The 24670-nt window shown below is 63.4% G+C and carries 24 protein-coding genes; 10 read left to right on the forward strand and 14 right to left on the reverse strand.

Features of this window, described 5'->3' with window-relative positions:
- Positions 1-239 precede the first annotated feature (239 nt).
- Positions 240-989 carry a Crp/Fnr family transcriptional regulator gene (locus tag R1T45_RS16895; protein ID WP_132445830.1) on the forward strand — a complete coding sequence of 250 codons (750 nt, stop codon included), beginning with the start codon at positions 240-242 and terminating at the stop codon, positions 987-989.
- On the opposite strand, the gene R1T45_RS16900 is transcribed toward R1T45_RS16895, so the two are convergent.
- Genes R1T45_RS16900 through R1T45_RS16915 form a run of 4 tightly spaced genes read right to left on the reverse strand, consistent with a single transcriptional unit; the run spans position 986 to position 6261 of the window.
- A complete protein-coding gene (locus R1T45_RS16900; protein WP_317389658.1) occupies positions 986-2143 on the reverse strand; it encodes a glycosyltransferase in 1158 nt (385 codons plus the stop codon). The genes R1T45_RS16895 and R1T45_RS16900 overlap by 4 nt on opposite strands.
- A complete protein-coding gene (locus R1T45_RS16905) occupies positions 2140-3084 on the reverse strand; it encodes a glycosyltransferase family 2 protein (protein WP_317389659.1) in 945 nt (314 codons plus the stop codon). The genes R1T45_RS16900 and R1T45_RS16905 overlap by 4 nt, the downstream gene beginning before the upstream one ends.
- Positions 3056-4213 (reverse strand): glycosyltransferase, encoded by a 1158-nt coding sequence (locus R1T45_RS16910; RefSeq protein WP_317389660.1) that lies wholly within the window; start codon positions 4211-4213, stop codon positions 3056-3058. The genes R1T45_RS16905 and R1T45_RS16910 overlap by 29 nt, the downstream gene beginning before the upstream one ends.
- A complete protein-coding gene (locus R1T45_RS16915; RefSeq protein WP_317389661.1) occupies positions 4210-6261 on the reverse strand; it encodes an HAD-IIB family hydrolase in 2052 nt (683 codons plus the stop codon). The genes R1T45_RS16910 and R1T45_RS16915 overlap by 4 nt, the downstream gene beginning before the upstream one ends.
- A gap of 146 nt (positions 6262-6407) precedes the next feature.
- Here R1T45_RS16915 and R1T45_RS16920 point away from each other — a divergent pair, with 146 nt between their 5' ends.
- Positions 6408-7187 carry a sulfotransferase gene (locus tag R1T45_RS16920; RefSeq protein ID WP_317389662.1) on the forward strand — a complete coding sequence of 260 codons (780 nt, stop codon included), beginning with the start codon at positions 6408-6410 and terminating at the stop codon, positions 7185-7187.
- 4 nt (positions 7188-7191) lie between these two features.
- On the opposite strand, the gene R1T45_RS16925 is transcribed toward R1T45_RS16920, so the two are convergent.
- From R1T45_RS16925 to R1T45_RS16935, 3 genes are read right to left on the reverse strand one after another with little or no spacing between them, the layout of a single operon-like run.
- Entirely contained in the window at positions 7192-8196 is a 1005-nt protein-coding gene (locus R1T45_RS16925; protein WP_067942646.1) for a YcjF family protein, read from the reverse strand.
- On the reverse strand, positions 8196-8660 hold the full coding sequence (locus R1T45_RS16930; RefSeq protein WP_132445809.1) for a GNAT family N-acetyltransferase: 465 nt from the start codon (positions 8658-8660) through the stop codon (positions 8196-8198). The genes R1T45_RS16925 and R1T45_RS16930 overlap by 1 nt, the downstream gene beginning before the upstream one ends.
- Positions 8657-10084: a YcjX family protein gene (locus tag R1T45_RS16935; protein ID WP_120350601.1), complete on the reverse strand. Its 1428-nt coding sequence runs from the start codon at positions 10082-10084 to the stop codon at positions 8657-8659. Before R1T45_RS16935 ends, R1T45_RS16930 begins: the two co-directional genes overlap by 4 nt.
- 89 nt (positions 10085-10173) lie before the next feature.
- Here R1T45_RS16935 and truA point away from each other — a divergent pair, with 89 nt between their 5' ends.
- Positions 10174-10947 carry a tRNA pseudouridine(38-40) synthase TruA gene (truA, locus tag R1T45_RS16940; protein WP_317389663.1) on the forward strand — a complete coding sequence of 258 codons (774 nt, stop codon included), beginning with the start codon at positions 10174-10176 and terminating at the stop codon, positions 10945-10947.
- 175 nt (positions 10948-11122) lie between these two features.
- Here truA and gndA read toward each other — a convergent pair whose 3' ends face one another.
- Positions 11123-12571 carry an NADP-dependent phosphogluconate dehydrogenase gene (gene gndA, locus R1T45_RS16945; RefSeq protein ID WP_317391115.1) on the reverse strand — a complete coding sequence of 483 codons (1449 nt, stop codon included), beginning with the start codon at positions 12569-12571 and terminating at the stop codon, positions 11123-11125.
- Positions 12572-12707: 136 nt separating this feature from the next.
- Here gndA and R1T45_RS16950 point away from each other — a divergent pair, with 136 nt between their 5' ends.
- Together R1T45_RS16950 and R1T45_RS16955 are read left to right on the forward strand one after the other, a co-directional pair.
- The gene (locus R1T45_RS16950; RefSeq protein ID WP_120350599.1) at positions 12708-13169 is read left to right on the forward strand and encodes an NUDIX hydrolase; all 462 of its coding nucleotides are present in this window, start codon (positions 12708-12710) and stop codon (positions 13167-13169) included.
- 164 nt (positions 13170-13333) lie between these two features.
- Positions 13334-14815: an inorganic phosphate transporter gene (locus R1T45_RS16955; RefSeq protein ID WP_120350598.1), complete on the forward strand. Its 1482-nt coding sequence runs from the start codon at positions 13334-13336 to the stop codon at positions 14813-14815.
- 19 nt (positions 14816-14834) lie between these two features.
- Here the strand turns inward: R1T45_RS16955 and R1T45_RS16960 are convergent, their stop codons facing one another.
- The 3 genes from R1T45_RS16960 to R1T45_RS16970 all read right to left on the reverse strand — a co-directional run bounded on the left by R1T45_RS16960 (position 14835) and on the right by R1T45_RS16970 (position 18018).
- Complete coding sequence (locus R1T45_RS16960) at positions 14835-15869, reverse strand: 2-dehydropantoate 2-reductase (RefSeq protein WP_317389664.1); 1035 nt, start codon at positions 15867-15869, stop codon at positions 14835-14837.
- A complete protein-coding gene (gene argF, locus R1T45_RS16965) occupies positions 15866-16771 on the reverse strand; it encodes an ornithine carbamoyltransferase (RefSeq protein ID WP_132445797.1) in 906 nt (301 codons plus the stop codon). Before argF ends, R1T45_RS16960 begins: the two co-directional genes overlap by 4 nt.
- A 71-nt stretch (positions 16772-16842) precedes the next feature.
- Entirely contained in the window at positions 16843-18018 is a 1176-nt protein-coding gene (locus R1T45_RS16970) for an aspartate aminotransferase family protein (protein ID WP_120350596.1), read from the reverse strand.
- Between the two features lie 363 nt (positions 18019-18381).
- On the opposite strand from R1T45_RS16970, the gene R1T45_RS16975 reads away from it, so the two are divergent.
- Positions 18382-18996 (forward strand): GcrA family cell cycle regulator, encoded by a 615-nt coding sequence (locus tag R1T45_RS16975; RefSeq protein ID WP_120350595.1) that lies wholly within the window; start codon positions 18382-18384, stop codon positions 18994-18996.
- 74 nt (positions 18997-19070) lie between these two features.
- Here R1T45_RS16975 and R1T45_RS16980 read toward each other — a convergent pair whose 3' ends face one another.
- Both R1T45_RS16980 and R1T45_RS16985 read right to left on the reverse strand, forming a co-directional pair.
- Positions 19071-19853: an SseB family protein gene (locus tag R1T45_RS16980; RefSeq protein WP_317391117.1), complete on the reverse strand. Its 783-nt coding sequence runs from the start codon at positions 19851-19853 to the stop codon at positions 19071-19073.
- A gap of 28 nt (positions 19854-19881) precedes the next feature.
- Complete coding sequence (locus tag R1T45_RS16985) at positions 19882-20481, reverse strand: uracil-DNA glycosylase family protein (RefSeq protein WP_209217339.1); 600 nt, start codon at positions 20479-20481, stop codon at positions 19882-19884.
- 109 nt (positions 20482-20590) lie between these two features.
- Here R1T45_RS16985 and R1T45_RS16990 point away from each other — a divergent pair, with 109 nt between their 5' ends.
- Genes R1T45_RS16990 through R1T45_RS17000 form a run of 3 tightly spaced genes read left to right on the forward strand, consistent with a single transcriptional unit; the run spans position 20591 to position 22096 of the window.
- Positions 20591-20932, forward strand: a complete 342-nt coding sequence (locus tag R1T45_RS16990) for an ArsR/SmtB family transcription factor (protein WP_120350593.1) — start codon at positions 20591-20593, stop codon at positions 20930-20932.
- Positions 20925-21956 (forward strand): permease, encoded by a 1032-nt coding sequence (locus R1T45_RS16995; protein WP_317389665.1) that lies wholly within the window; start codon positions 20925-20927, stop codon positions 21954-21956. Before R1T45_RS16990 ends, R1T45_RS16995 begins: the two co-directional genes overlap by 8 nt.
- A complete protein-coding gene (locus R1T45_RS17000; RefSeq protein ID WP_165935589.1) occupies positions 21956-22096 on the forward strand; it encodes a hypothetical protein in 141 nt (46 codons plus the stop codon). The genes R1T45_RS16995 and R1T45_RS17000 overlap by 1 nt, the downstream gene beginning before the upstream one ends.
- Positions 22097-22119: 23 nt before the next feature.
- Here the strand turns inward: R1T45_RS17000 and R1T45_RS17005 are convergent, their stop codons facing one another.
- Positions 22120-23523 carry a sensor histidine kinase gene (locus R1T45_RS17005; protein WP_240791632.1) on the reverse strand — a complete coding sequence of 468 codons (1404 nt, stop codon included), beginning with the start codon at positions 23521-23523 and terminating at the stop codon, positions 22120-22122.
- A 495-nt stretch (positions 23524-24018) separates the two neighbouring features.
- Here R1T45_RS17005 and R1T45_RS17010 point away from each other — a divergent pair, with 495 nt between their 5' ends.
- Positions 24019-24612 carry an acyl-homoserine-lactone synthase gene (locus tag R1T45_RS17010; protein WP_317391119.1) on the forward strand — a complete coding sequence of 198 codons (594 nt, stop codon included), beginning with the start codon at positions 24019-24021 and terminating at the stop codon, positions 24610-24612.
- Positions 24613-24670 lie beyond the last annotated feature (58 nt).

A 24670-nucleotide genomic window follows, 5' to 3' on the forward strand; every position in this document is an offset into this window, starting at 1 on the left:
TCATAGGGGCGCTTATAAACAGCCCCCCCTGCCCCGACAAGCCCCGGAAGAAGCGCAACAATCCGTGCTGAAAATCCTGCCACATGCGCCGCCCGCCAAACTTAACATTTTTTATGATCCCCGGCCTTCCCTTGAATTTTTCGGCAAAAACAGCATCATAAGCCTTTCGATAAAAGATTTAGCCCGCGGACCCTGCATTTAAGGACCCGCGTCATTTTCATTGGGCGAAAGACTTACGTGTGACGATCAAAGACTCCTTTTACAACGATATGTCGGTCAAGCCCTGTGGCATGGTGGACCATCTAGACGGTGCGCAATGGGCTAGGCTTGCGCCGCTGTTGACCCAGCACAAGCAATTTACGCCGGGCGCCGTGATCAGCCGCAGGGGTGATTTCTTGGATTATAGCCTGCTGCTGCTGGATGGGCTCATCGCCCGCAGCGTGCCCCGCGGGCAGCGCGCGCGGAGCACGTTCGTCGCCCTGCAGTTCCCCGGAGAGTTTGTCGATCTCCATGCCTTCCCGCTCAAACGGCTAGACCATGATGTCATTTCGCTGACCGATACGCGGGTCGCCATGATCGCGCATGAGCCGCTGCGCGAATTGCTGAATGGCGATGTCGAAATGGCCCGGAACCTCTGGCTCATGACTTTGGTCGATGCCTCCATCCACCGCCATTGGGTGATGCGCAACAGCGCCATGCGCGCGCTCGCCCGGGTCGCGAATTTCCTGAGCGAGTTTGATGCCCGCATGTCCGCCGCCTACGGTATGGAGCGTCAAAGCCTGCCCTTCGACCTGCGCCAGACCGACATCGCCGATGCTACCGGCCTCACCTCGGTGCATGTCAGCCGGACATTGCGCGAATTGCGCGAACACGGCTGCTGTGCCGTAACGGGCGGCAAACTGCTGATCCATGACCGCGCGGGGCTGCATAAGGTCGGCCAGTTCGAGCCTGCCTACCTCTATATGCCGCAGTCCGAAGCGGCCCTTTAACCTGCCTCTGCCAGAGGCCGATCCGCACCCTCCACATGCAGGGCGATCGCCGGATATGTTCTGTGCGGCACGGCCACGTCGCTCTGCGCTAGGGCCGCGTGATAAAGCCGCTCGAACTTTGTCACCATCGCCTGCGCATCAAACAGCCGCGCCACACGGGCGCGCGGCACCTCGGCGGGGATCGCAAGCGCCTGTCGCAGTGCCTCAGCCAAGGCCACGGGGCTGTCATCCACAGCAATAACGCCCGCCTCGCCCAACACTTCTTCAACCGCCCCATGCGGCGTCGCGGCCACTGGCAGGCCCGTCGCCATCGCCTCTACCGCCGCGAGGCCAAAGGGTTCCTCCCACTGCGGGGTAAACAGCGCCACCGACGCCCTGCCATAGGCCTGCCCAAGGGCTTGTGTATTCAAATGCCCAACATAGGCCACATCGTCATAAAGATGCGGTCTTACCATATCGTTAAAGTAGTCCTGATGCTCCACCACGCCGTAGATGCGCAGCGGCACCCCGGCGATCTGCGCCGCCTCTGCCGCCAGATGGGTGCCCTTGGTCGGGGTAATGCGCCCGGCCCAGACAGCGCTTCCGTCGCCCGGCCCGCCTTGGGGCCATTCGGATAGGTCGATCCCGTTGTGCACCACATGCGCCGTTTTCGGCGCGCCCTCGGGCCACCAGATGCCGCGCTGCCGAGCCGACACGACAGAGGACAGATGCCATGGCGCCGCCCCATCCATCAGCGCGCCGCGCAGCACTTTGAAGGGCGGAATATGCAATGAAGTGACCATCGGCAGACGTTCTGCCCGCGAGAGCCGCGGCAGGTAGCGGTGCAGTGCGTTGTTGTGCACCACGTCAAAGCGCCCCTCCAGCAGCAGCCGCGCGGCGCGAGCATAGCAGGCATCGAGGTGGTCGTTCAGCGCATCGGTGCCGTGAAACTCATGCCACGGATAGCGCGCGTCGTAATGCGCCTCGCAAATCGGCAGCAGTTTGACACCCGGCGGCAAACCCGCTGCACTGTCCCCACTGGCCAATAGGGTCACGTCATGGCCCCGCTCGGCCAGCATACGGGCAAGGCTATGGGTAAAAGCCTCCATCCCGCCCCTGAACGGCGGGGCGATGGGGTGCCGAATATGGCCGACGATGGCGATGCGCAGGGTCATTCCGCCGCGATCCGCTCTTCGCCCCGCAGATAGCGGAGCACACGCGCGGTATTGGCATAGGGCTGGTCTGACTGCTGCTCACAAAGCGCAAAGTCATCTGCATCCGGTTCGCGCAGCTGCACCAGCGCATCGCCATCAGCCCCCACCAAACCCATCAGGCGAAAAGCGGTGAGCCAGTGGTTCATGGTACGGTGGCCCCATTTGTCGGCAAAGATCTCGGTATTGCGCAGGATCGATGGGATGTGGTGGATCGGCGGCATGCAATGCGGGTGATGCTGGTGAAAGACCTTCGCCCCCTTTGCCCAGTGAATCGGCACGCCGCGTTCGTCCAATTCGCGGCCAAAGTCGGTATCCTCGCCCCCGTAGCCGGTGAAACGTTCGTCAAACCCGCCGGAGCGGTCCCAATCCGCGCGGTGAATGGCAAAGTTCAGCGACCAGAAGCAGCGGTAATCGTTGCAGCGCTTCAGCCCTTCTGCGGGCGGTCCTTGGCGGTCGGAATGGCGCACGGCCACGGCTTTCAGCGTGTCATAGCTCCATCCCTCGGTCGCCGTGCCCGCGGGGAGGTAATTGACCTCGCCCATGATCAGCCCGTTGCCCGGCACCGCATAGCCCATATAGTCGGCGATCAACTCTGGGGCCGGAATGCAATCCACGTCGAGAAAGACAAGGCAATCGCCCATGGCCTCTGCCGCGACGGTATTGCGCGCGCGTGACAGCGGCAGTTCACGGCCCATGATCTGCACCTGCCGGATCGGGAAATCGGTCTGCGGGAGATCGTCATAAAGCCTGTCTTGCATGACCCCGATCACCAGTTCATCCGGCTGCCGGGTCTGACGGGTCAGGCCAAGGATCACATTGCGCAGGTGCGCCGCCCGCCCCCGCGCAAGCGTCAGCGCGCTGACTGTGGTGGTTTCAGGCACGGATAGGGTGAACGATGTCATGTAAATCTCCGGTTTCATTGGATTTTTCGGATAGCAACTGATCGGTCAGGCCGGTCAGCCAACGGGTGGTCTTAGCCGCGGCATCTTCGTCGACCAAAGCGCGTTGCAGGGCCGGGTCATGGGTATCGAACGTGCGTTGGATCGCCGCGCGCCATGCCCCGGCAGAGGACGGGAAATGCGGCAGATGATGCGCCGCCCCCGCGCGGTGCAGCGCCGCAGCCTTTTCGATCTGTTCATCGAAATAGCGCCACTCCGGCACGGCCAGCCACGGCGTCTCGGCGGCGAGGATCTGATGACAGGTGGTATTGCCTGTCGAGGCCACGACCATATCCGCCGCCGCCAGATAATCCGCCGCGTTATCGACCCAACCGTGATGGTGCAGGTTCGCAGGTTCGGTCGCATGCCAATCCCGCGCCATCCGACCGATGGTGACGAAAGCCGTCTCAGGCAGCGCCCGCGCCGCGATGCCAAAGGGCGCCGAGGCAAATCCGGTGCCGCCCCCGCCTGACATGACAACCACCATGCGCTGATCCGGCGCGATGCCAAGCTGGTCGCGCAACATCGCGCGCCGCGCCGGATCAGGTCGTTTTACGTCGACCCCCAAACCCCCGGCAAAATGCGTCTTTCCCATATGCCGCGCGGGCCAATCAGGCTGCGCCAGCGCCTTTGCAGCGGGGCAAAGTAAGCCAACCGCCCCGTCATAGGCCGCCTGATGCCCCGGATCGCTACGCTGGCCGTGTTGCAACACTTTCACATGCGGCACCGAACAAATCCGTGCCAGTTGGGCCACCTCCGCCGAGACATCGCTGATCATCAGCACCGGGTTGGCGCTGGCAAACCAAGAGGCCAGTTGCGCCATGGCCTGCCGAATGCCCGGCCAGCCGAGCGGCGCGCAATGCACCGTGTCCGGCGCGCTGGTGGTATCGTTGATGTCTTCGTATCCTGTGGGCTCAAAGAGCGACGGCAGGGCAATAAGCTCAACCTGCCGGGTGAAGGCGGGAAAGATATCGGGCTTGGCGCAAAAGACGGCCACCGGCTGGCTTTCCGGCAGCGCGTTGACCACCGCGGCGCAGCGTTCCGCATGGCCCCGGCCCTGATGGTGAACGAAGTAACCGATGGGCCGCGTCATTGCGCCACCATCTTGACCGGCGGCTCCATCGCGTTGAGGGCGAAACCAAAGGTCTCTAGCCCCTCCAAAACCCCCGCCGCATGGGCCGCGCGGGCATGGTAGAGCCGCCTGCCGCTCAGACGTTCGCGCAGCCCGTCCATCGCATTGCCAACCAAAATGCCCCGGCCCGGCCCATCCTCCACGGCCTGCAGCATATCGAAATCATTGCCACTGTCCCCGGCCACCACGACCCGGTCCATTGGCATGCCCAACCGCCGCGCCGCGGCACAGACCGCAGGGCCCTTACCCGCGGCCAAAGGCAAGACATCGATCAACCGCCCGTGAGAGGCCACGATCTGCGCCGCCACACCACGCCGTGCCAGATGGCGTTCCAACCGGCGCGCGGTGCGCATGTCGCCGAAACCGCTGAGCTTCCAGCGCCGCTGTTCGACCCGTGCCTGCCAGTTAAAGCCGAACTCCTTCAGGGCGCGCTCCACCCTTTCGCGCTGCCATCCGGAGTCGAGTTTTTGGGCGAAACGCTCATCCAGACAAAGCCGCCCTTCCGCATCGGGCAAATAGACCTCAGTGCCGACAGAGGTGATGAAAACGCGCGGGCTTGGCAGGTTCCAATCGCGCAGGATGCGGCGGGCCTCCGGCAGGCTGCGGCCCGTGGCCACGGCAAACATCGGACGGTCGCGGGCGATCCATGCGTTGAACAAAGCAGCGGAAGGCGCGCAGCCGGTCAGCGTGTTGTCGATGTCGCTGGCCAGCATGACCGACGCTTGCGCCGTCACTGGCGCGGGGTTGCAAATATCCTCGCAGATTTGCTGCACCTCTTCGGCCCATTTCGACCAATCGTAGCGCCCGACAAGGGCACGCCCGGCATGCGCTGCATCGGACCAGAACGCAGGCTCGTCCAAAAGCTTCAACAGCGCCGCCTCTATCGCCTCCACATCGCGGGGCGGCACACAGATGCCATGGCCAAGGTCCGCCACTATATCGGCAGGCCCACCCTCTTGCGTCGCCACCACCGGCAACCCATGAGAGGCCGCCTCCAACATGGTCAGGCCAAAGGGTTCATGCAGCGCGAGGTTCACGAAAACCCCGCCCGTTTGCGCCGCGCGGTCATAAAGTGCGGCCACATCGCCCTGCGTATGACTGGGCGGCAATGCCACTTTGCCCCGCAACGCTGGCACCTCGAGCGTCTCGCGCAGGCCGAGCAGTTCCGCATGGGCCTCTGCATTCGCCTGTAGCGCATCGCCGTGCTGCCCGGCGAGGATCACAAGGTTCGCCCGCGCCTGTAGCGCAGGGCTGTCCGCATAGACCCGCGCCAAGGTCGCAAGGTTCTTGCGGGCTACGGGGCGCGCCACGGCCAGCAGCGTAGGGCGGTCGGGATCGCTCAGCCTATCCGCCAGCAAGGCGCGGCCCGCCCCGGGCTCTGCCGGGCGGCGCAGCGACACACCCGGAGAGACACGGTGCACCCGCGCCTGCGCATCCGCCCCATAGGCGGCGACCTGCACCTCTGCCTCATCGCGCGAAGACAGCACCACCGCATCCGCCTCTAGCAGCGCGCGCCGTTCCGCCGCGACCCGGTCGGTATCTACTGCAGGCCCCGATTTGCTCAGCGCCAGCGAATGCGGGGTATAGATCACCGGGATGCCGAACCGCGCGCGCGCCTCCAGTGCCAATTGCGCCGCATCGGCAAAATGCGCGTGGATCACATCCGGCAACCGCTGCGTCTGCGCCAAATCCTCTAGAAAAGCATCCACCAGTGCGGGAATTTCCGCGGCGAGGTTTTCTTTGCTCAGATACCCCCGCTGCGCGGTCCAAAGCCGCCGGATCGACAGGCTGCGGCTGACCTGTTGTTCGGTCTGCGCGTGAACCGCCCCGAGCGTCGGCTCATCGAAAGCACGGGTCACGATCTGCACCAAATCCACATCACCCCGTGCCGCCTGCGCGCGGGCGGCCCCCAAGATATAGGCGATGTGACCGCCGGTATCTTCGGTCACGCCATAGTTGACAGACGGCGCCGTGAGGCAGCCCCCGAGGGCAATGTGGCAAATGAACATGAATGGGTCTCCTTATGGAGAGGTGACCCCCCTCGCGCCCGCTCCGTTCCGATAACAAATGTTAATGCATACATTTCTCGACGGCGGGCATGGCGGTCCTAGCTTCTAGCCACTGTACCCTGCCCAGCCCCAATCAGAGCCCGCCAATGCCTTCCCAGATCCCTCCGCGCTATCTGTTCATCGGCGGGCTGCACCGCTCTGGCACGTCGTTGGTCAATCGGCTGGCCAATGCCCTGCCCGGCGCGGGCGGCATCACCGGATCGGCAGCGCCCGAGAATGAAGGCGTCTATCTGCAAGGGGCCATCCCCCACACGGCGCAATCCGGGCGGCCCATGCATTTCGCCACCAATCCACAGGAACATCTGACCGAGGCCCACCCGCTCAACACTTTGGAGACAAAGACCCGGCTGACGCAGGACTGGGCGCCGTGGTTCGCCCCCGACCTGCGCTGGCGGGTTGAGAAATCGCCGGTGAACCTGACCCGCATGCGGTTGATGCAGCACCTCTTTCCGATGTCGCAATTCATCGTGGTCCTGCGCCACCCCGAAGCGGTCGCGGCCTCCGTCGCCGCATGGGTCGATGCCCCGCCACAGGCGTTGATCGATCACTGGATCGCGGCGCAGGCGCAGATGTTGGGCGACCTGCCCTATCTCCATGCGGTGATGGTGCTGCGCTACGAGGATATCGTCGCCGACGCCCCCCGCGCCCTGCGCCGGATCGCGCGTTTCATTGACCTCTCCGAGGCGGCGCAGCCCGAAGGCATCGCGGATGGCAACCAAAGCTATACCGGGGTCCCGCAGATGACGGCGGAACAGGCGGAGGAAGCCGCGCGGTGGGGCTATGCCCCCGGGTTGCAGGTCTCACCTTGGCCCGGCCTGATCCAACACCCGCTGCGCGCCGTGCGGGAGGCGGTCGCAGCGGCCTGATCCGTTAGCCGTTGCCAAACACCCCGGTCAGCGCGCGTTTGACGATGCCCCGCACGCCCGGGCGTTTTTCGCGGGCAAAGGGCAGCGGGCGGCAGACCTCGATCGCGGCCACGCCCACGCGCGCGGTCAGCGCGCCGTTCACCAGCCCTTCGCCAAAACGTCGGCTCAGCTTGGCCACGATGGAGCCCCCCAAAAGCGGCTCGATCAGGTCGTCGCCCACCGCCACGGCCCCGGTGGCGACCAGATGCGACAGCACTGCGCGGGTCAGCCGCCACGAGCCGAAAAAGCCCGAACGCCCGCCATAGATCTCGGCAATGCGGCGGATCATCCGCAGGTTGCTGCTGAGCGCCGCGGCCACATCAGCCAGCGCCAAGGGGACCAGCGCGGTGACGGCGGCGACCTGCCGGGCGGCGGCCTCGACCTCGCGGGTGGCGGCGCGGTCGAGGGGGGCTAGAACCTCGCTCTCGGCCAGCCCTAGCAGCGCCTCGGCATCGAATTGATCGCCGCGCAGTTCGGTCAGCCGGTCGCGGCCCCAGCGGGTGTCTTCACGGTGTTTGTAAAGCGTTTCCAGCCGATCCGTCACGCTGCGTGCGGCGGCCAAATCCCCCTGTGCCAGCGCCTCGCCCGCGTCATGGCGCAGCCCGTCCAGCCGCGCCAGACGCCCAAAGGCCGCCATTTCGCGCAGCGACAGCAGCAGTAGCACCAGCAAGAACGCCCCGATCAGCAGCGTCATCGCCCAGCCCAGCAGCGGATAGCGCGCCATCAGGTCGGTCACGAAGGTCCAAGCCGCGATTGACACCAGCGCCGTCACCAGCGCCCCGGCCAGCGCCCAGAACATCCGCACCAGCCGCGAGGGTTTGCGCGCGGCGAGCCGTGCCGCGATCTGCATCGCTTGGCCCTTGGGCGGCGGCGCTTCCACGTCCAACTCTGGCACAGCAGGCGCGTCGGCGACCGAGGGCTGGGGCTTGGCGTCTTCTTCTAGGTCGAACAGGATCGGTCCCCGGGCCATCAGGCGGCCTCCCTTTGCCAGTGCAATGTTAGATCGGGCAGCCCTTCGTCATTGGCGCTGCCATCGCCGCGTGCGGTTTCGGCAAACCCGTGGTGGCGGTAAAAAGCGATGGCCTCTGCATTGGCCTGAAATGTCCAGCAAGTCAGTGCCTTATGGCGCGTCTTTAACCTTTTCAACAAGGCCGAGCCAATGCCCCGTCCACGCGCCGCCTGCGACACATAAAGCGCATCCAACTCGCCGCCCTCACAGGCCGCGAAACCGGCGATCCGGCCTGACTGCTCGGCCACCGTGACCCAGCCGCGGGCGATCATTGCGTCAGCGTGGGCAATATCCTCAGCCGCCGTATGAATGCGCGGCAACCATTTGGTATCACGGGCAAAATCGCTCATGATGCCGCCCACCGCGCCAGCGTCGAGGGGTTGCGCGAGGCGCAGGGTGGCGGGGCGGGTCAGCACCGCGGTCATAGCCGGTCCCCGATCAGAAATTCAGCCGCGCGGTCGAGCCGAATATGGGGCGGGCCGTCGCCGGGGCGCAGGTCCAACACCGCCGGCGCAAAACGCATGATCTGGTAATCCGCGCCCAGCCATTCCTGCGCGCCCTGCCGGGCGGGGGTCAGCAAATGCGCCGGGTCTTCGGGCAACTCTCCGGGGTAGAATGCCGCCTGCCGCCCGCGTGTTTCATCGTCGTTCAAAAGCGTGCCGCGCACCACGTCGAGCGGCTCTCCACCATGGGTCATCACGTCTTCGGTCGTGGCGCGCAGGCTGGCGATGGCCATCGCCCGCGTGCCCGCGCCTGCGTATTGCGCCCGGTCCCGCGCGTCACGGATCAGCGCCTGCATGATGCCGCTCAACCGTGGGTGCTGGCTGTGGTGCAGGTGGTCGGCCTTGGTGGCCGCAAACAGGATTTTCTCAACCCGCTTGCCGCGCAGCAGGCTGGTCAGGAAGTTGTTTGTCCCCGGACGGAAGGCGCCCAGAATATCAGCCATCGCGCCGCGCAGATCTTCGACCGCGCGCGGCCCTTGGTGGATCGCGCCAAGCGCGTCGACCAGCACCACCTGCCTGTCGATCCTAGAAAAATGATCCCGGAAGAAGGGCTGCACCACCTGTTTCTTATAGGCCTCGAACCGCCGCGCCATTTCGCGGATCAGCGACTTACGCGGTGCCCCGTCTGAGCCCGGCAGCGGCGCGAAGGTCAACACCGGTGAGCCTGCAAGGTCACCGGGCAGCAGAAACCGCCCCGGCGTACAGTCGGAATAGCCATTGGCGCGGGCGGTTTGCAGATAATCGGCAAAGCTGTCGGCAAGCCTGCGGGCGGTGGTTTCTTCCAACTCGGCATGGGGGTCGGTCTGCTCGGCCAACGCGCGGTAGCCCGCCGCCTCCTCACGCGAGGCGATACGCTCAATCACCTGCGCCGACCATTCGGCGTAGGAGACATCCATCAGCGCCAGATCAAGCAGCCATTCGCCGGGGTAATCCACGATATCCAGATGCAGCGTGCGCGGCCCTTGCAGCCCCGCCAGCAGCCCATTGGGCCGCACCTTGAGCGACAGCCGCAGTTCCGAAATCGCCCGCGTGCTTTCCGGCCAATGCGGCGTCTTGCCGGTCAGCGCGGCGAGGTGGTTCTCATAGTCAAAACGCGGCACGGTATCGTCGGGCTGTGGCTGCAAAAACGCCGCCTCTATCCGCCCTTCGGAGGCCGCCAACAGCCCCGGCATCCGCCCCCGGTCCAGCAGGTTCGCCACCAGCGAGGTGATGAAAACCGTCTTGCCCGAGCGCGCAAGACCCGTGACCCCAAGCCGGATTACCGGCTCGAAAAACGTCTCTCCCACCGTGTCGGTGACATTCTCAAACTGCCGCCAAATGCCGTCGGCAATGCCTGTGATACCCAAAGCTGCGCCCGTCCCCTTGCCTTTGCCGTTAACATAGGGTCGGCAGCCGGGGATTGCCAGAAGCGCCCGCCCGCGCTAAGGCCCCGTCCATGCCCAGATATGCCTTGAAAATCGAATACCACGGTGCGCCCTTCAATGGGTGGCAACGTCAGGTTGACCAACCCACGGTACAAGGCGCGATCGAGGCCGCCTTGGCCAAGTTGGAGCCGGGCGCGCATACCATCGCCGCCGCCGGGCGCACCGATACCGGCGTGCATGGGCTGGCGCAGGTCGCCCATTGCGACATGGCCCGCGACTGGCGGCCCTTTCGTCTGGGCGAAGCGCTGAGTTATCACCTGAAACCGCAGCCCATTGCGATCACCGATTGCGTGCTGGCCCCCGAAAATTTTCACGCCCGTTTCTCGGCGCTAGAGCGCCGCTATCACTTCCGCATCCTCAGTCGGCGTGCCCCGGCGGTGCATCAGGCGGGGCTGGTTTGGCAGATCAAACATGGCTTGGATGTAGAGGCGATGCAGGCGGCGGCGGATCTCTTGGTGGGTAAACATGATTTCACCACCTTCCGCTCAACCGTCTGTCAGGCGGAAAGCCCGGTGAAAACGCTGGACCGCTTGCAGGTCTCTCAGGTCGAGACCATGGCCGGGACGGAATATCATTTCGACGTGCGCGCGCGGTCTTTCCTGCACAATCAGGTGCGCAGCTTCGTCGGCTCGCTGGAGCGTGTCGGCGCGGGCTCTTGGAGCGTGGCGGATATGGGGACGGCGCTTGCGGCAAAGGACCGTGCGGCCTGTGGGCCGGTCTGCCCGCCGCAGGGGCTTTATCTGGCGCATGTGAGCTATCCGGTGGACCCGTTTGCCAAAGCCTAACGAGGTCCATCGCCTCCCCGCGGGGTGGCGATGCTACGCTAATTTCATGCCACTTTATGGCGCAACCATGGGTGGGCTTTTCGTCGTGTTCCGCCCGTTGCTAAATCGCCTCCCCGACCGGGCGGGCAGGCGATGGTCCGGCGCCTTCGGCTTGTTTCCGGACCCGTAAGCACCCTTACGGCAAAGGCGTCCACGTCCCGTGGAACTTGCCCTCTTCGCTTATCCGCTCGAACCCATGCGCGCCGAAGAAATCGCGCTGAGCTTGGATCATATTGGCCGTGCCGCGCGCCCGGCGCATGCTATCATACCACGCGAGCGCCGCCGACAGCGCAGGCAGCGCCACGCCGAGCAGCGCGCCCGCCGCCACCACACGCCGCAACGCGGGAACGCTCTCTTCCAGCCGTTTGCGCATGGCGGGGGCAAGGATCAGATGCCCGCCCGGCAACTCACCCCGGAAGGCGTCGGCAAACTCGTCCAACAGCGCCGAGCGGATGATGCAGCCCGCCCGCCAAATCTCGGAAATCCGCGCCATGTCGAGGGACCAGTCGAACTCCTCCGAGGCCGCAGAAAGAATGCGAAAGCCCTGCGCGTGGCCGATGATCCGCCCCGCCAAAAGCGCCATTTCCAGATCGTCCACCTCAGGCAGTGGCGCGTCTTGCACGCCTTCGGCCAGCAACGGTTCGGCCATCTCGCGCACGGCCTTTTCGCTCGACCAGCCACGCGCGCCGACGGCGGCTTCGATGGTATTGGCCGATTGCCCCATCTTGAGCGCTTCGATCAAGGTCCAGCGCCCGGTGCCCTTCTGCCCCGCCTGATCGCGGATCACGTCGACCATCGGCGTGCCGCTTTGGGCATCGACCGACAAAAGCGCGGCTGCCGACACTTCGATCAGATAGGAATTCAGCGGCCCCTTGCGCCAGTCGGCGAAAAGGTTGCCGATCTCCACCGCGCCCTGCCCGCCTGCATCCCGCAGCAGGCCGTAGACTTCGGCGATCATCTGCATGTCGGCATATTCGATACCGTTATGCACCGTCTTGACGAAATGCCCCGCCCCGTCGGGGCCCAGATGCGCCACGCAGGGGGAGCCTTCGAAATGGGCGGCAATCGTCTCGGCCATCGGTTTGAACTGGGTCCAAGAATGATCGCTGCCGCCCACCATCATCGACGGGCCATTACGCGCCCCGGCCTCTCCGCCCGACACGCCCATGCCGACGAAGTGCAGACCGGTGCCGTCCAATGCGGCACTGCGGCGGCGGGTGTCGTGGAAATCGGCGTTGCCGCCGTCGATCAAGGTGTCGCCCTCATCCAGCAGCGGTTTGATCGTCTCGATCATCGCATCGACCGGTGCGCCAGAGGGGATCATGAACAAGATGCTGCGCGGGCGGGCGATGGCGGCGACGAAATCTTCCAGTCGCTCGGTCCCGATCAGGCGCTCGGCCAGCGGGCCGGCTTCGTCAAGGAAAGGCGCGATCCACTCTGCCTCACGATTGCTCACCGCCACGGTAAAGCCGTTGTCGGCCAAGTTCAGCGCCAGAGCAGAGCCCATGGTGCCCAGCCCGTATACCCCGATATCGGCGCCTGCCCCCCGTGCCGCGCCCCCGTCCGCCTGCGTGCCAGTTGCCATAACGATCATGCCTCATTTCTAGCCGGTCATACTGCCAAGCCCGCCGATCCGGCGCGCCGCAGTTTGATTTGCGTTCGGGAACACTATATAATGCGGGGATAACAAGAAAAACACCCGACCGAGGCATAGTTCTGTAATGACACAAGTATTTAGACGCGCTTGGGAGGATATGGTCCTTCCTATTTTCAAACGTCCCCGCCGCGTGCAGGTGGCGGCCCTTTGCTACCGCGAGTCCGAGGCAGGCAAAAAGGTGCTGCTGATCACCAGCCGTGACACGGGCCGCTGGATTTTGCCCAAGGGCTGGCCGATCGACGGGTTGGACGGTGCCGGAGCCGCCTTGCAAGAAGCATGGGAAGAGGCTGGGGTGACAAAAGCCGACATCGAATCCGATCCGATGGGCATTTTCGACTATGACAAGGGCCTCGGCGAAGGCTTGACCGTGCCCGTGACCACACAGGTCTATCTCACTCGCGTGCGCGATCTAAGCGAGGAATACCCCGAAGCGGGCATGCGCAAGCGCGCGTGGTTCACGCCCCAAGAGGCGGCGGAACTGGTGGATGAGCCTGATCTTAAAGCAATCTTATCTGCCTTTCACTAAAGCCTAATGGCATCGGGTCTCGGCCCGGTGCCCCATTGCCCTTCCCCAACAGCCAATGCCGCCCTCCGCCGAATGTTACAATTTTGTGACAGGGTGACTTGCGCCCTCGATAGCCTTATGTCACCCCCCGCTTAACGTTAGGATCGTTGGGAGATCATACAGGAATGGCAACGGAACCGCAGGGCAGCCAGTGGAAGACGCTGGACAAGGACCTCAACCGCATTTCGCAAGTCGAACTGGCCGCGACCTATGTCGCCCGCCCCCTCGTGGCGCCGGGCATTGCGCTGGCCTTTATCGTGGTGGCAGGTGCCGTTGCGGCGGTCTTCTTCGGGCATCAGCCCTCTAGCTTTGTCGTGATCGCGGCGGCGATCTTCGGCGCCTATATGGCGGTGAATATCGGCGCGAACGACGTGGCCAACAACATGGGCCCCGCCGTGGGCGCCAATGCGCTGACCATGGGCGGGGCGATCGTGATTGCGGCCTTGTGCGAATCCGCCGGTGCCTTGCTGGCGGGGGGCGATGTCGTCTCGACCATTTCCAAGGGCATCATCGACCCGGCCAGCGTGGCCGACACGCGCATCTTTGTCTGGGCGATGATGGCAGCGCTGGTGTCTTCCGCGCTTTGGGTAAACCTTGCCACATGGGTCGGCGCGCCGGTGTCGACGACCCATTCGGTCGTGGGCGGTGTCATGGGCGCGGGCATCGCAGCTGCGGGCCTTGGCGCGGTCAACTGGAGCTCGATGAGCATGATCGCCGCAAGCTGGGTGATCTCTCCCGTGTTGGGCGGTGCCGTGGCGGCGATGTTCCTTGCGTTCATCAAGGCACGGATCCTGTATCAAGACGACAAAATCGCCGCCGCGCGCACATGGGTGCCGGTGCTCGTGGGTCTGATGGCCGGGGTCTTTGCGGCCTATTTGGCGCTGAAGGGCCTCAAGAAAATCATCAGTATCGACATGCCCATGGCCTTGATCATCGGGCTGGTGACGGGGCTGGTGGTCTATGCCATCTCCGCCCCGTTGATCCGCCGCGCGTCCGAGGGGATGGAGAACCGCAACCGCTCGGTCAAAACGCTTTTTGGCCTGCCGCTGGTGCTGTCTGCCGCCCTTCTCAGCTTTGCGCATGGGGCCAATGACGTGGCCAATGCGGTGGGGCCGCTGGCTGCGATCGTACATGCGACAGAGTTCGGCGGCTTTGAGGATAAGGTCAGCATTCCCACATGGGTCATGATCATCGGCGCCTTCGGCATCTCCTTTGGTCTGTTCCTTTTTGGGCCGAAACTGATCCGCATGGTCGGCAGCCAGATCACCAAGCTGAACCCGATGCGCGCCTATTGCGTGGCCCTTTCGGCGGCGATCACCGTGATCGTGGCAAGCTGGCTGGGCCTGCCTGTGTCCTCCACCCATATCGCTGTGGGCGGGGTATTTGGCGTGGGCTTTTACCGCGAATGGCATATGGAGCGGCGCCTGCGCCGGATCGGCGGCCAAACCAGCGAAGTGAAACGCATCGCCAAGGAAGAGCGCCGCCGCCGCAAGCTGGTGCGCCGGTCGCATTTCATGACCATCGTCGCGGCTTGGGTAATTACCGTGCCCGCCGCGGCCCTGCTCTCTGCCATGGTCTTTTGGGTGCTCAACACCCTCGTGAACTGAGGTCAGGCGCGTCCGCGCCTTACCCCTCTTGCTGGTCCTGCCCTGCTGCCATCTCGGCCCGCAGGGCGGTGACCGGCAAATGCGGCAGCCCCTCGCCTGCAAGCTCTGCCCAGCCCATCACCCGCAAGACCATATCCGTTACCGGTGTCGCCCGGCCAAGCGCCTGCCCGCGGCGCTGCACCTCGCCTTGCAACGCGTCGATCTCGGTCGGGCGGAGGGCGGCAAGGTCTTGCGCCATGGAGGTCCGCGCCTGCGGATCAATCTGCAACATGGCAGAGGCGATGCGTGTGAACAGCGGTGTCGGCAGGCGCAACAGAGCCGGGACCAGCCGCGCCGGGATTGGCGTGGTCATAGCAGGGCGGATCTTCTCTGCCCGCAGAATGGCAAGCGCCTCGGCCCATTGATCGGCCATCAGCCGCCGCCACGCCCGATCCTGCAACTGGGCTTGCAACGGCAGACCGCTTAGCGCGTTCAGCGCGTTGTTGAGGTTCATCAGGAACTTACCCCATTGCAGGGCCGTGATATCCGCGTGTTCCACCACCTTCAGATCCGGCAACGACAGCCGCGCCGCCAGATCCGCCGGTCCGCCCTCGATCACCAGATCGCCCGAGCTTGCCCGGTGGTAGCACCCCTGCCCCATGGCCACGACGTTGAAGGGCACCAGCCCCGCCCGCAGATCATGCTGCGACAGATGCTGCGCCAAAATCGCCCGGTTGCCCATGCCGTTTTGCAAGCTAATAACCTGCACGCCCTGCGCCGTGTGGCGGGCGATCTGCCGGGCGATGTTTTCGGTGTCGCGCGATTTGACCGTGACCAACACGATATCGGCATCGCGCAGACAGGTCTCATCACCCGCAAGGGTCAGATCATCCGCCGAGAGGTAGCGGGCCATGCCGCCAAAATCGGTCAACGTCAGCCCGTGGGTGCGGATCTCGGCCTGAATACGAGGCCGGGCCAGCAGGGTTACGGAATGCCCCGCCCCGGCCAGCAACCCGCCGATGAAACAACCGATCGCCCCCGCGCCCGCGACAACGATGCGGGGGCCGTCGCTCATGCCCCCAGACACCAGCGCATGACGGCTTTTTGGGCGTGCAGACGGTTTTCGGCCTCATCAAAGATCACCGAATGTGGGCCATCCATGACCGAGCTTGTCGCCTCATCATCGCGGTGGGCGGGCAGGCAATGCATGAAGAGCGCGTCAGGTTTCGCCAGCGCCATCAGCGCGTCGTTCACCTGATAGCCACGCAGCTGGTTGTGCCGCCGTTCGCGGGCCGATTGCGGATCATGCATGCTGACCCATGTGTCGGTCACCACCAGATCGGCGCCCTCGACAGCCTTTTGCGGATTGCGTTCGACGGTATAAAGCCCGTCGAGCGCCGCTTCAGGGTCCAGCGGCTCGGGGCCGGTAAAGACGAGATCAAAGTCGAACTGTTTCGCCGCATGGGCAAAGCTGGCAAAGACATTGTTGCCGTCGCCCGACCAGACCACCTTGCGCCCCTTGATCGGGCCGCGGTGTTCCTCAAACGTCTGAATGTCGGCCATGATCTGGCAGGGGTGCGTGCGGTTGGTCAGCCCGTTGATCACCGGCACGGTGGCATGTTCGGCCATATCAAGCAGCGTCTGCTCTTCGAAGGTGCGAATCATGATCATGTCGACATAGCGCGACAGCACGCGGGCGGTGTCGGCGATGGTCTCTCCATGGCCAAGCTGCATGTCCGCCCCCGAAAGGACCATGGTCTGCCCGCCCATCTGACGCACGCCCACGTCAAAAGACACGCGCGTCCGGGTCGAAGGTTTTTCAAAGATCAGCGCGACCATGTGGTCTTTCAGCGGCTGATCTTCATCCGCCGCGCCGCGCGGGCGGCCTTGGCGCGCGGCCTTCATGGCGGCGGCGTTGTCGATGATCTGCCGCAAATCGGCGGGGTCGGTTTGGTGGATATCAAGAAAATGGTTCATCTGTCGTCTCTGTCTTGCGGGTTTAAGGCCACGGCCTCCGGTGCCCGAGGAATATTTTAGGTGAATGGCGTTCAGGCCGGGGTCAGCGCACGCGCGATGGCATCAAGGCGGGTCACGGCCTCGGCGATCTCATCGTCGGAAATGGTCAGCGGCGGCAGAAGGCGGATCACATTGTCCGCGGCGGGTACGGTGATCAGGTCATGGTCATAGCCCGAGGCGACCACATCCGCATTCGCCACTTTGCATTTCAGCCCCAGCATTAGCCCCGCGCCACGGACCTCTTCAAAGACACCCGGATGCTCTGCCACCAGCCCCTCAAGGCGCTGACGCATCAGCCCCGCTTTGCGGTTCACCTCTGCCAGAAAGCCCGCGTCGGCGACCACATCCAGCACGGCGCAGCCCACGGCACAGCCCAGCGGGTTGCCGCCATAGGTCGACCCATGGGTGCCAGCAGTCATGCCCGACGCGGCCTTTTCGTTGGCCAGCACCGCGCCCAACGGAAAGCCCCCGCCGATGCCCTTGGCGACCATCATGATATCGGGTGTCACCCCGGCCCATTCATGGGCAAAGAGCCGTCCGGTCCGGCCAACGCCGCATTGCACCTCGTCCATAATCAGCAACAGCCCATGTTGGTCACAAAGCGCGCGCATCTGCTGCAACTCGGCATCCGGCACGGCGCGGATGCCGCCTTCGCCCTGAACCGGCTCCACCATGATGGCGGCGGTTTTATCGGTGATGGCGGCCTCCAGCGCGTCACTGTCGCCAAGATCGAGATGTACGAAACCCGGCAGCAGCGGGCCGAAACCTTTGGTCATTTTCTCAGACCCCGCCGCGGCAATCCCGGCAGATGAACGGCCGTGGAACGACCCGCTGAAAGTGATGATCTCAACCCGCTCGGGCTGGCCTGCTTCATAGAAATACTTGCGCGCCATCTTCACGGCCAACTCGCAAGCCTCGGTCCCTGAATTGCAGAAAAATGCCGTGTCGGCAAAAGTCTCGGCCACCAGCCGGTCAGCCAGCGCCTCTTGCTGCGGGATGTGGTAAAGGTTTGACGTGTGCCACAGCGCTTGGGCCTGATCCGTCAGCGCCTTCACCAGCGCTGGATGCGCATGACCAAGCGCGTTCACTGCGATCCCCGCGCCAAGGTCGAGAAAACGTCGCCCATCCGCCTCGATCAGCCATGTGCCTTCGCCTTTGACAAAGGTCAAAGGGGCGCGATTGTAGGTTGGCAGAACGGAAGGGATCATCTGTTTGTCCTTGAAAGAGGGCCGCGTCACGCCGGTAAAAGGGCATGGGGCTGGCGCAGGGTCAATGGGATTTGGTTGTTTTTGAAAGGGTGCAGCATGTCTGCTGCGAGATCAGGCCATCACGCCGCCCCCTAAAGGGCGCCATGTTTATCGAACGAAGCGTCGTCGGATGGAATATGTGGCACATTTGATCATGGGCCTTGCATAGCCGCCCTTCATCCCCCACGTAAAGCCCCAATCGCAGCGCGCCGCCCTCAAGGGGCATCGGCGCTTGCACCTGCGGCCCCAGAAGATAAAATGGGGGCCGATACACTGACAAAGCGGTCCGGGCTATGGGGCCGCTTTTTAACTGGGGAACCCCGTATGTCCTGGACTGATGAGCGCGTAGAGACACTTAAAAAGATGTGGGGCGAAGGCCAGTCCGCCAGCCAGATCGCGAAAGAACTGGGCGGGGTGACGCGCAATGCCGTGATCGGCAAGGTGCACCGTCTGGGCCTGTCGAACCGTACCGCCGGGGCACCCGCCGCCGCAGCGGCTGCCAAGCCAGAGCCCAAGGCCAAGCCCGCAGCGCCCAAAGCCGAGGCCAAGCCAAAGCCCGCCGCCAAGCCAGCAGCGGAACCCGAGGCCGAAGCCGCCCCTGCGCCCGAAGCCGAAGAGCCCGCCGCAGCCCCGGCGCCCAAGCCCAACCTGCCCGCGCGCAAACAGATCATCCCCGCAGGCCAACCGCTGCCGCCGCAGCCTTCGGCCAATGAGATCAGCCCAGAGGCGCTCGCCAAGGTCAGCGAAATCGAGAAGAAGGCCAAGAAGATCGGCCTGATGGAACTGACCGAGCGGACCTGCAAATGGCCCGTCGGCGACCCCGCGACCGATGACTTCTGGTTCTGCGGCCTGCCCGTACAACAGGGCAAACCCTATTGCGAGGCCCACGTCGGCGTCGCTTTCCAACCCATGAGCGCCCGGCGCGACCGCCGCCGCTAAGACTGGCAAGATGCAATGAAAAAGGCGGGCGGGCGTGATTGCCCTGCCCGCCTTTTCTTTGCCTCAAGGCAAAATTAGCGCAGTTTCGGCGGTTTCGCCGGATCACTGCCCGGGGCCATCCGTGGCGTGTTCTGCAAAGGCTCCATCTGCGGCAGGTCAAAGCGCAGGCCAACGCGGGCCAGTTTTTCGACCACCGCATCGTTGGGACCAAAGAAGCCCACATCCATCGCCCCTGCCTCGATCCCCGAAAAGGTCAGCGCCTCTGAGGCTGCCCGCACCAGCGCATCCTGCGCGCGGGGGATCGCGCCGACGAAGGCCAGCAGATGCCCGCGCCCGCCGCCGGTATATTCGACCCCAACGAGGAAGGCCCCTGCCGCCATGCCGGTCGCTGTTGCCAGCTTGGCGTCGATCGCGGCGATCAGCGTCTCTGGCAGCCCCTGCGGGGGGAACACCTGATCGATGCCCGCCTCCACTTCACCCGGGGCATGGGCCAAGGTGCTGCGCAGCCAGTCCAACGCCTCGGCAGGCAACAGGATTTCCGACGGGGCCACGCCGATGTTCACCGCCATACCAAGCGGCTGGCCCTCCAACATCGCGGCAATCGACCGACCCGAAAGCGCCACATAGGGAGACGCCTCCCCCACATGGGCCGAGAGCCGCGCGGCGCGGTCGAAAACCATGACATAGCTGTCCTCGAGCAACACCGGGCTGATCTGATCGCCCTGCGGTTCATCCTCCAACAACATGAAAAGCTCAACATCCGCGATACGCTCGTAAAAGCGCAGGCGGGCAGCATCATCGTCGGGAGCGGCCATCATCGCGGCATGGGCTTGGTCCAGCGGGGTCGGCTCAATCAACCGGGCTGTCTTAAGGTCAGCTTGGGGGTCAGTTTGGCGGTCGGTCATTCATCACCTCGGACACGGCGGCGCGCAGACGGGGCAAGACCTCTTCCGCGAACCAGGGATTCTTGTTCAACCATCCGGTATTGCGCCAAGACGGATGAGGCAAGGCAAAGACCCCCGGTGGATGATCCCGCCACCCCGCGACGGCCTCGGTCACATTGCGGAATCCGGGCAGGTGATACTTCATCGCATAGGCCCCGATCAGCACCGTCAGACGCAGGTCGGGCAGCATCTCGAGCACGGGCTTGCGCCAAGTTTGGGCACAGATACGCGGCGGCGGCAGGTCACTGCCCTTGGCGTCATAGCCCGGAAAGCAAAAGCCCATCGGCACGATGGCAACACGGTTGCGGTCATAGAATGTCGCCTCGTCCAAGCCCAACCAGTCGCGCAGACGGGTGCCGGACATGTCCCAAAACGGCTTGCCCGCCTCATGCACCCGTTTGCCGGGCGCTTGGCTGGCAATCAGCAGCCGCGCGCCGGGTTTGAACCAGACGATGGGCCGTGGGCGATGCTGGGTCGCCGTCACGGCAAAACGCTCGGCACAAAGGCGGCAGGCCGCCAGATCATCTCGGATATCCTTCATGAGGAGGAGATAAGCGGTAGGGCCGAAAGATAAAGGGCCGCAACAGATCACTTCGACAAATATCGAAATAAAGCTTGCGTAAGGCTGACATTTCGATATTTCTAGAATCATGAAACAAGAATCCGCAACCCCCGCCCTCACCCTCGCCGCCAGCAGCTTTGCAGCACTTGGATCGGAACAGCGCCTCTTGGTGCTGCGCACCTTGGTGCGCGCCGGATCGGCGGGGCTGAGCATCGGCACGCTGGGCGAACGCACTGGGGTGACCGGCTCGACCCTGACGCATCACCTGAAACTCTTGGCCTCTGCCGGATTGGTGAAACAAGAAAAGCAAGGCCGCAGCACAATTTGCGCCGCCGTCGCCTATGAAGAAGTGCAGGCGCTGGCGAATTTCCTGCTCACCGAATGCTGCGCAGACGCAATCAACGAATGTACGGAGCACGATCATGGCTGAAACCACGCAATCCCCTCCCGTGCTCCATCGACTGGCGTTCTTGAAAGGCGCTTGGGGCATCACCTTGGCTCTTCTTGCCCTCATCGCCCTGCTGGATCCCCCGCAAATCGTGCCGACCGTTACCTTCACCGCCGAGGCGCTTTTGGGCACCGCCCCGTTCATCGCCTTCGCCGTGCTGGCCGTGGCATATCTCAAAGCCAGCGGCGCCGAGAGCCTGCTCGCCCGCGCATTTGAGGGCAATCCGGCCCGGATGGTGGTCATGGCCGCCGCCCTTGGCGGGCTGTCGCCCTTTTGCAGCTGCGAGGTGATCCCCTTTATCGCTGCCCTGCTCGCCGTTGGCGCCCCGCTGGGTGCGGTTATGGCCTTCTGGCTTGCCTCCCCCTTGATGGATCCGGCGATGTTCGCGATCACCTCCGGCACGCTGGGGTTCGATTTCGCCGTGGCGAAAACCATCGCAGCACTCGGCGTTGGCATGTTCGGCGGCTTCACCGTCTTGGCCCTATCGCGGACCCCGCTCTTTAATGATCCGCTGCGCGCCCAGCCCGCGAAAAGCAGCTGCTGTTCTTCGGCCAAACCCTTCTCCGGCGCGCCGGTTTGGAAGTTCTGGCAAGAGGCCGAGCGCCGCGCGAGCTTTAGCGACACGGCGCTGACCAACGCGGTTTTCCTCGTGAAATGGCTTACGCTCGCCTATGTGGTCGAAGCCTTGATGCTGACCTACGTGCCCGCAGAATGGATCGCCAATATCTTGGGCGGCACCGGGATCATGCCCATCATACTCGGCGCTTTGGTGGGGGCACCGGCCTATCTCAACGGCTATGCCGCGGTCCCCTTGATCGACGCGCTGTTGGCCCAAGGCATGACCCAAGGCGCGGCCATGTCCTTTGTCATCGCAGGCGGGGTCAGCTGCATCCCGGCGGCCATTGCTGTCTGGGCGCTGGTCAAACCGCATGTCTTTGCCGCCTATCTTGCCTTTGCCTTTGTCGGAGCCATCTTCGCGGGCATGGCTTGGCAATTGGTGGCCTAATGGGGCACGGGCATCCCCCTGCGCATATCCGCGATCAGGTCAAAGCGGTGTTGGCAGACCGCTTTGACCCGCACCACGGCACGCAGGCCACGAAAGACGCACAACAAAGCTGCGCCGAGACGAAAGTGATTGGCCACTGACGACGGGCCGGGCCGCCGCGAACCTAGGCCGCGGCCCGATCCCCGGAGGGTTTCTGGGGCTCTTCATCGCCGATCGGCCCGTCCCCGTTGACCATATCTTTGACATGTATCCCATGCGCCAACTCGCGCCCGGACCCATTGCCCAACGGCATATCGATATAGAACGTCGTGCCGGGGCCCGCGTTTTTGAAGTAGTCGATCTGACCGCCCAAGGCTTCGATGATCCGCTTGGAGATGTTCATGCCCAGACCGGTGCCACCCACGGCGCGCTGGTCAGACGAGTCGATCTGCGAGAATTCGTCAAAGACCTTCTCCCGCTCGGATTCCGCAAGGCCGATCCCCTCGTCAATCACGCTGATCCGCACCTTATCCTCGTGCTTGACGGAGGTGACCTTCACCGTCGACCCCGCGGGCGAGAATTTGGCCGCATTGGACAGAAGGTTGGACATCACCTGCTGCAGGCGTTTTTCATCGGTGGCAATGCCCGCCGCATCCGAAGGCTTGGCATAGCGCAGCGTCACGCCCAAGTTGCCTGCAAAAGCCTGATTAAGCTCAATCGCGTCTTCGATAATCGTTTGCACTTCAAGCGGTTCGATATCAAAGCTCACCTTGCCCGCCTCGAACTTTTGCAGGTCGAGAATCTCGTTAATGATCGACGTGAGCCGCGCCGAATTGCGCTGCGCGATCTTCAAGACCTTCTCCATCTGCGGGGTCATTTCACCCAGAACCCCGGCGCAGGCCATATCGAGCGACCCTTTGATCGATGTCATCGGCGTGCGCAGCTCGTGGCTAATGGTCGAAACGAATTCGGTTTTTACCTTAAACGCGATCTTGGTTTTCTCATGCTCTGCTTTCAACTCTTCCAACTGGCGCAGGTTGGTGCGGTACATTTTCATGAAGATACGCGAGCAATCGACGATGAAATAAAGCACGAAGACCACGGTGAACAACTGGGTCCAGAGCTCGGACTCTATGCTCGCCCCGGTGCGGACGATGTCCCAGATTGGTATGAACAGGAATGTCGCCCCATAGATCGCAAGCCGCAGCATCAACACTGGCAGGATATGATGGTTGTTCATCGACGCAAAAAGCGCTGCCGCGAATAGGAAGAACAGCGGCAGAAAATGGGTCGTCGCCCCCTGCTGAAGCGCAATCCCAAGCGCGAAATAGCTGATCACCCCGGCGCTTAGCACCGTCCCGAGGTAGATGCGGTTCATGAACAACCGCGCCAAACGGGGGCTGCGCCCGCGCCACCGGGTGATGCGCAAGAAGAGAAGGTAGTCAAAGGTCTCGGAAATCGCGATAAAGATCAACGTCGTGATCGACAGCCAAAGTTCGTAGTAGAAAGCGGACAGGCAAATGGCCGCCGCAAAAATCATTTGCCGCTGCCAGAACAGGTTAACGCCGACTTGGGAATAATCCCGCATCTGCTGCACCTTAGTCGCGTCAGCGAGATGCGGCGTATGAATCGGCCCGTATGTTACTTTTTCCTGCGACATCGCTCTCGTTTTCTTCGGTCGGCTGCTCGAATGTCAGCATTCTGCCGACAAACGCCCTTAACATGTTGCATTTCGGCATCGTCGCACATGTTAGACGCGATCTTCCCCACTTCTACACCCGGAAATGGGACATAAGTATGGCCATTTCATGCAACTAGAGGTTAGCCTCTTGATAAGAGTTATTTTTACAGCGAATTTTCGAGGTCAAACATGAGTCTGCAAGGACGGAGCTTCAGTGGGAAATCTTGGCAGGATGTTCTTCCCGAACTGACGCCACAAGACGCTAAAGCGTTGGAAGTTAAAAATAATCGTTTTCCCCGTAAACTCCTTGGCCCCAAAGCGGCTGAACCTGATCCCTACAGCCCAGAGGCCCTCGCCCGGGCCAATCCGTACATGCGCGCCACAACTTTGTCGTTTTTAAACATGCATCAGCACGGTGAATTATTCGTCAATTTCCTCCGGGCCCGACGCCGAATCTTTATCGATGACAAGCAATGGGATCTCCCTCAGGTTGATGGGATGGAGTTTGACCAGTACGACACGCCCCGCGCGCGCTGGATCGTTCTGCACGAGTATGGAGAGGTCATGGGCGGCGTGCGTCTGATGCCCACCACCTCGACCTGCGCGCAGTACAGCTACATGCTGCGCGATGCGCAGCTCGGGATGCTGCCGGACATTCCGCAGGACGTGCTGTTTTTCAAAGCGCCCGTCCGCGATGACATTTGGGAAGCGACCCGCCTTTTCCTGACCAGCGCGGTCCCCGCGCAGCGCCGCATTGCCGTGCAACGTATGCTCATGAACCAGATGGCCGGTGCCGCCTATGCCATGGGCGCAAGCCACGTTTTGGGCATTGTGCCTGCCACCTTTAGCCGGTGGATGACCCGGCTTGGCCTGATGAGCGCCGTGCCTGTGGGCCCTGTGCAAAACATCGACGGCGACCGCACGCAGGCAGCCTTGATGAACGTCAGCTACATCGGCGAGATGACCCCGACCGAAAGCACCCACACGCTGCACTGACCACCGCACCGACCGCTGCGCAGATAGGCAAGCCGACATCGCCCCGGCGGCTTGCCCA

This window comes from Sulfitobacter sp. LC.270.F.C4, from assembly GCF_032922545.1.
In the GTDB taxonomy this organism is placed as follows: domain Bacteria; phylum Pseudomonadota; class Alphaproteobacteria; order Rhodobacterales; family Rhodobacteraceae; genus Sulfitobacter; species Sulfitobacter profundi.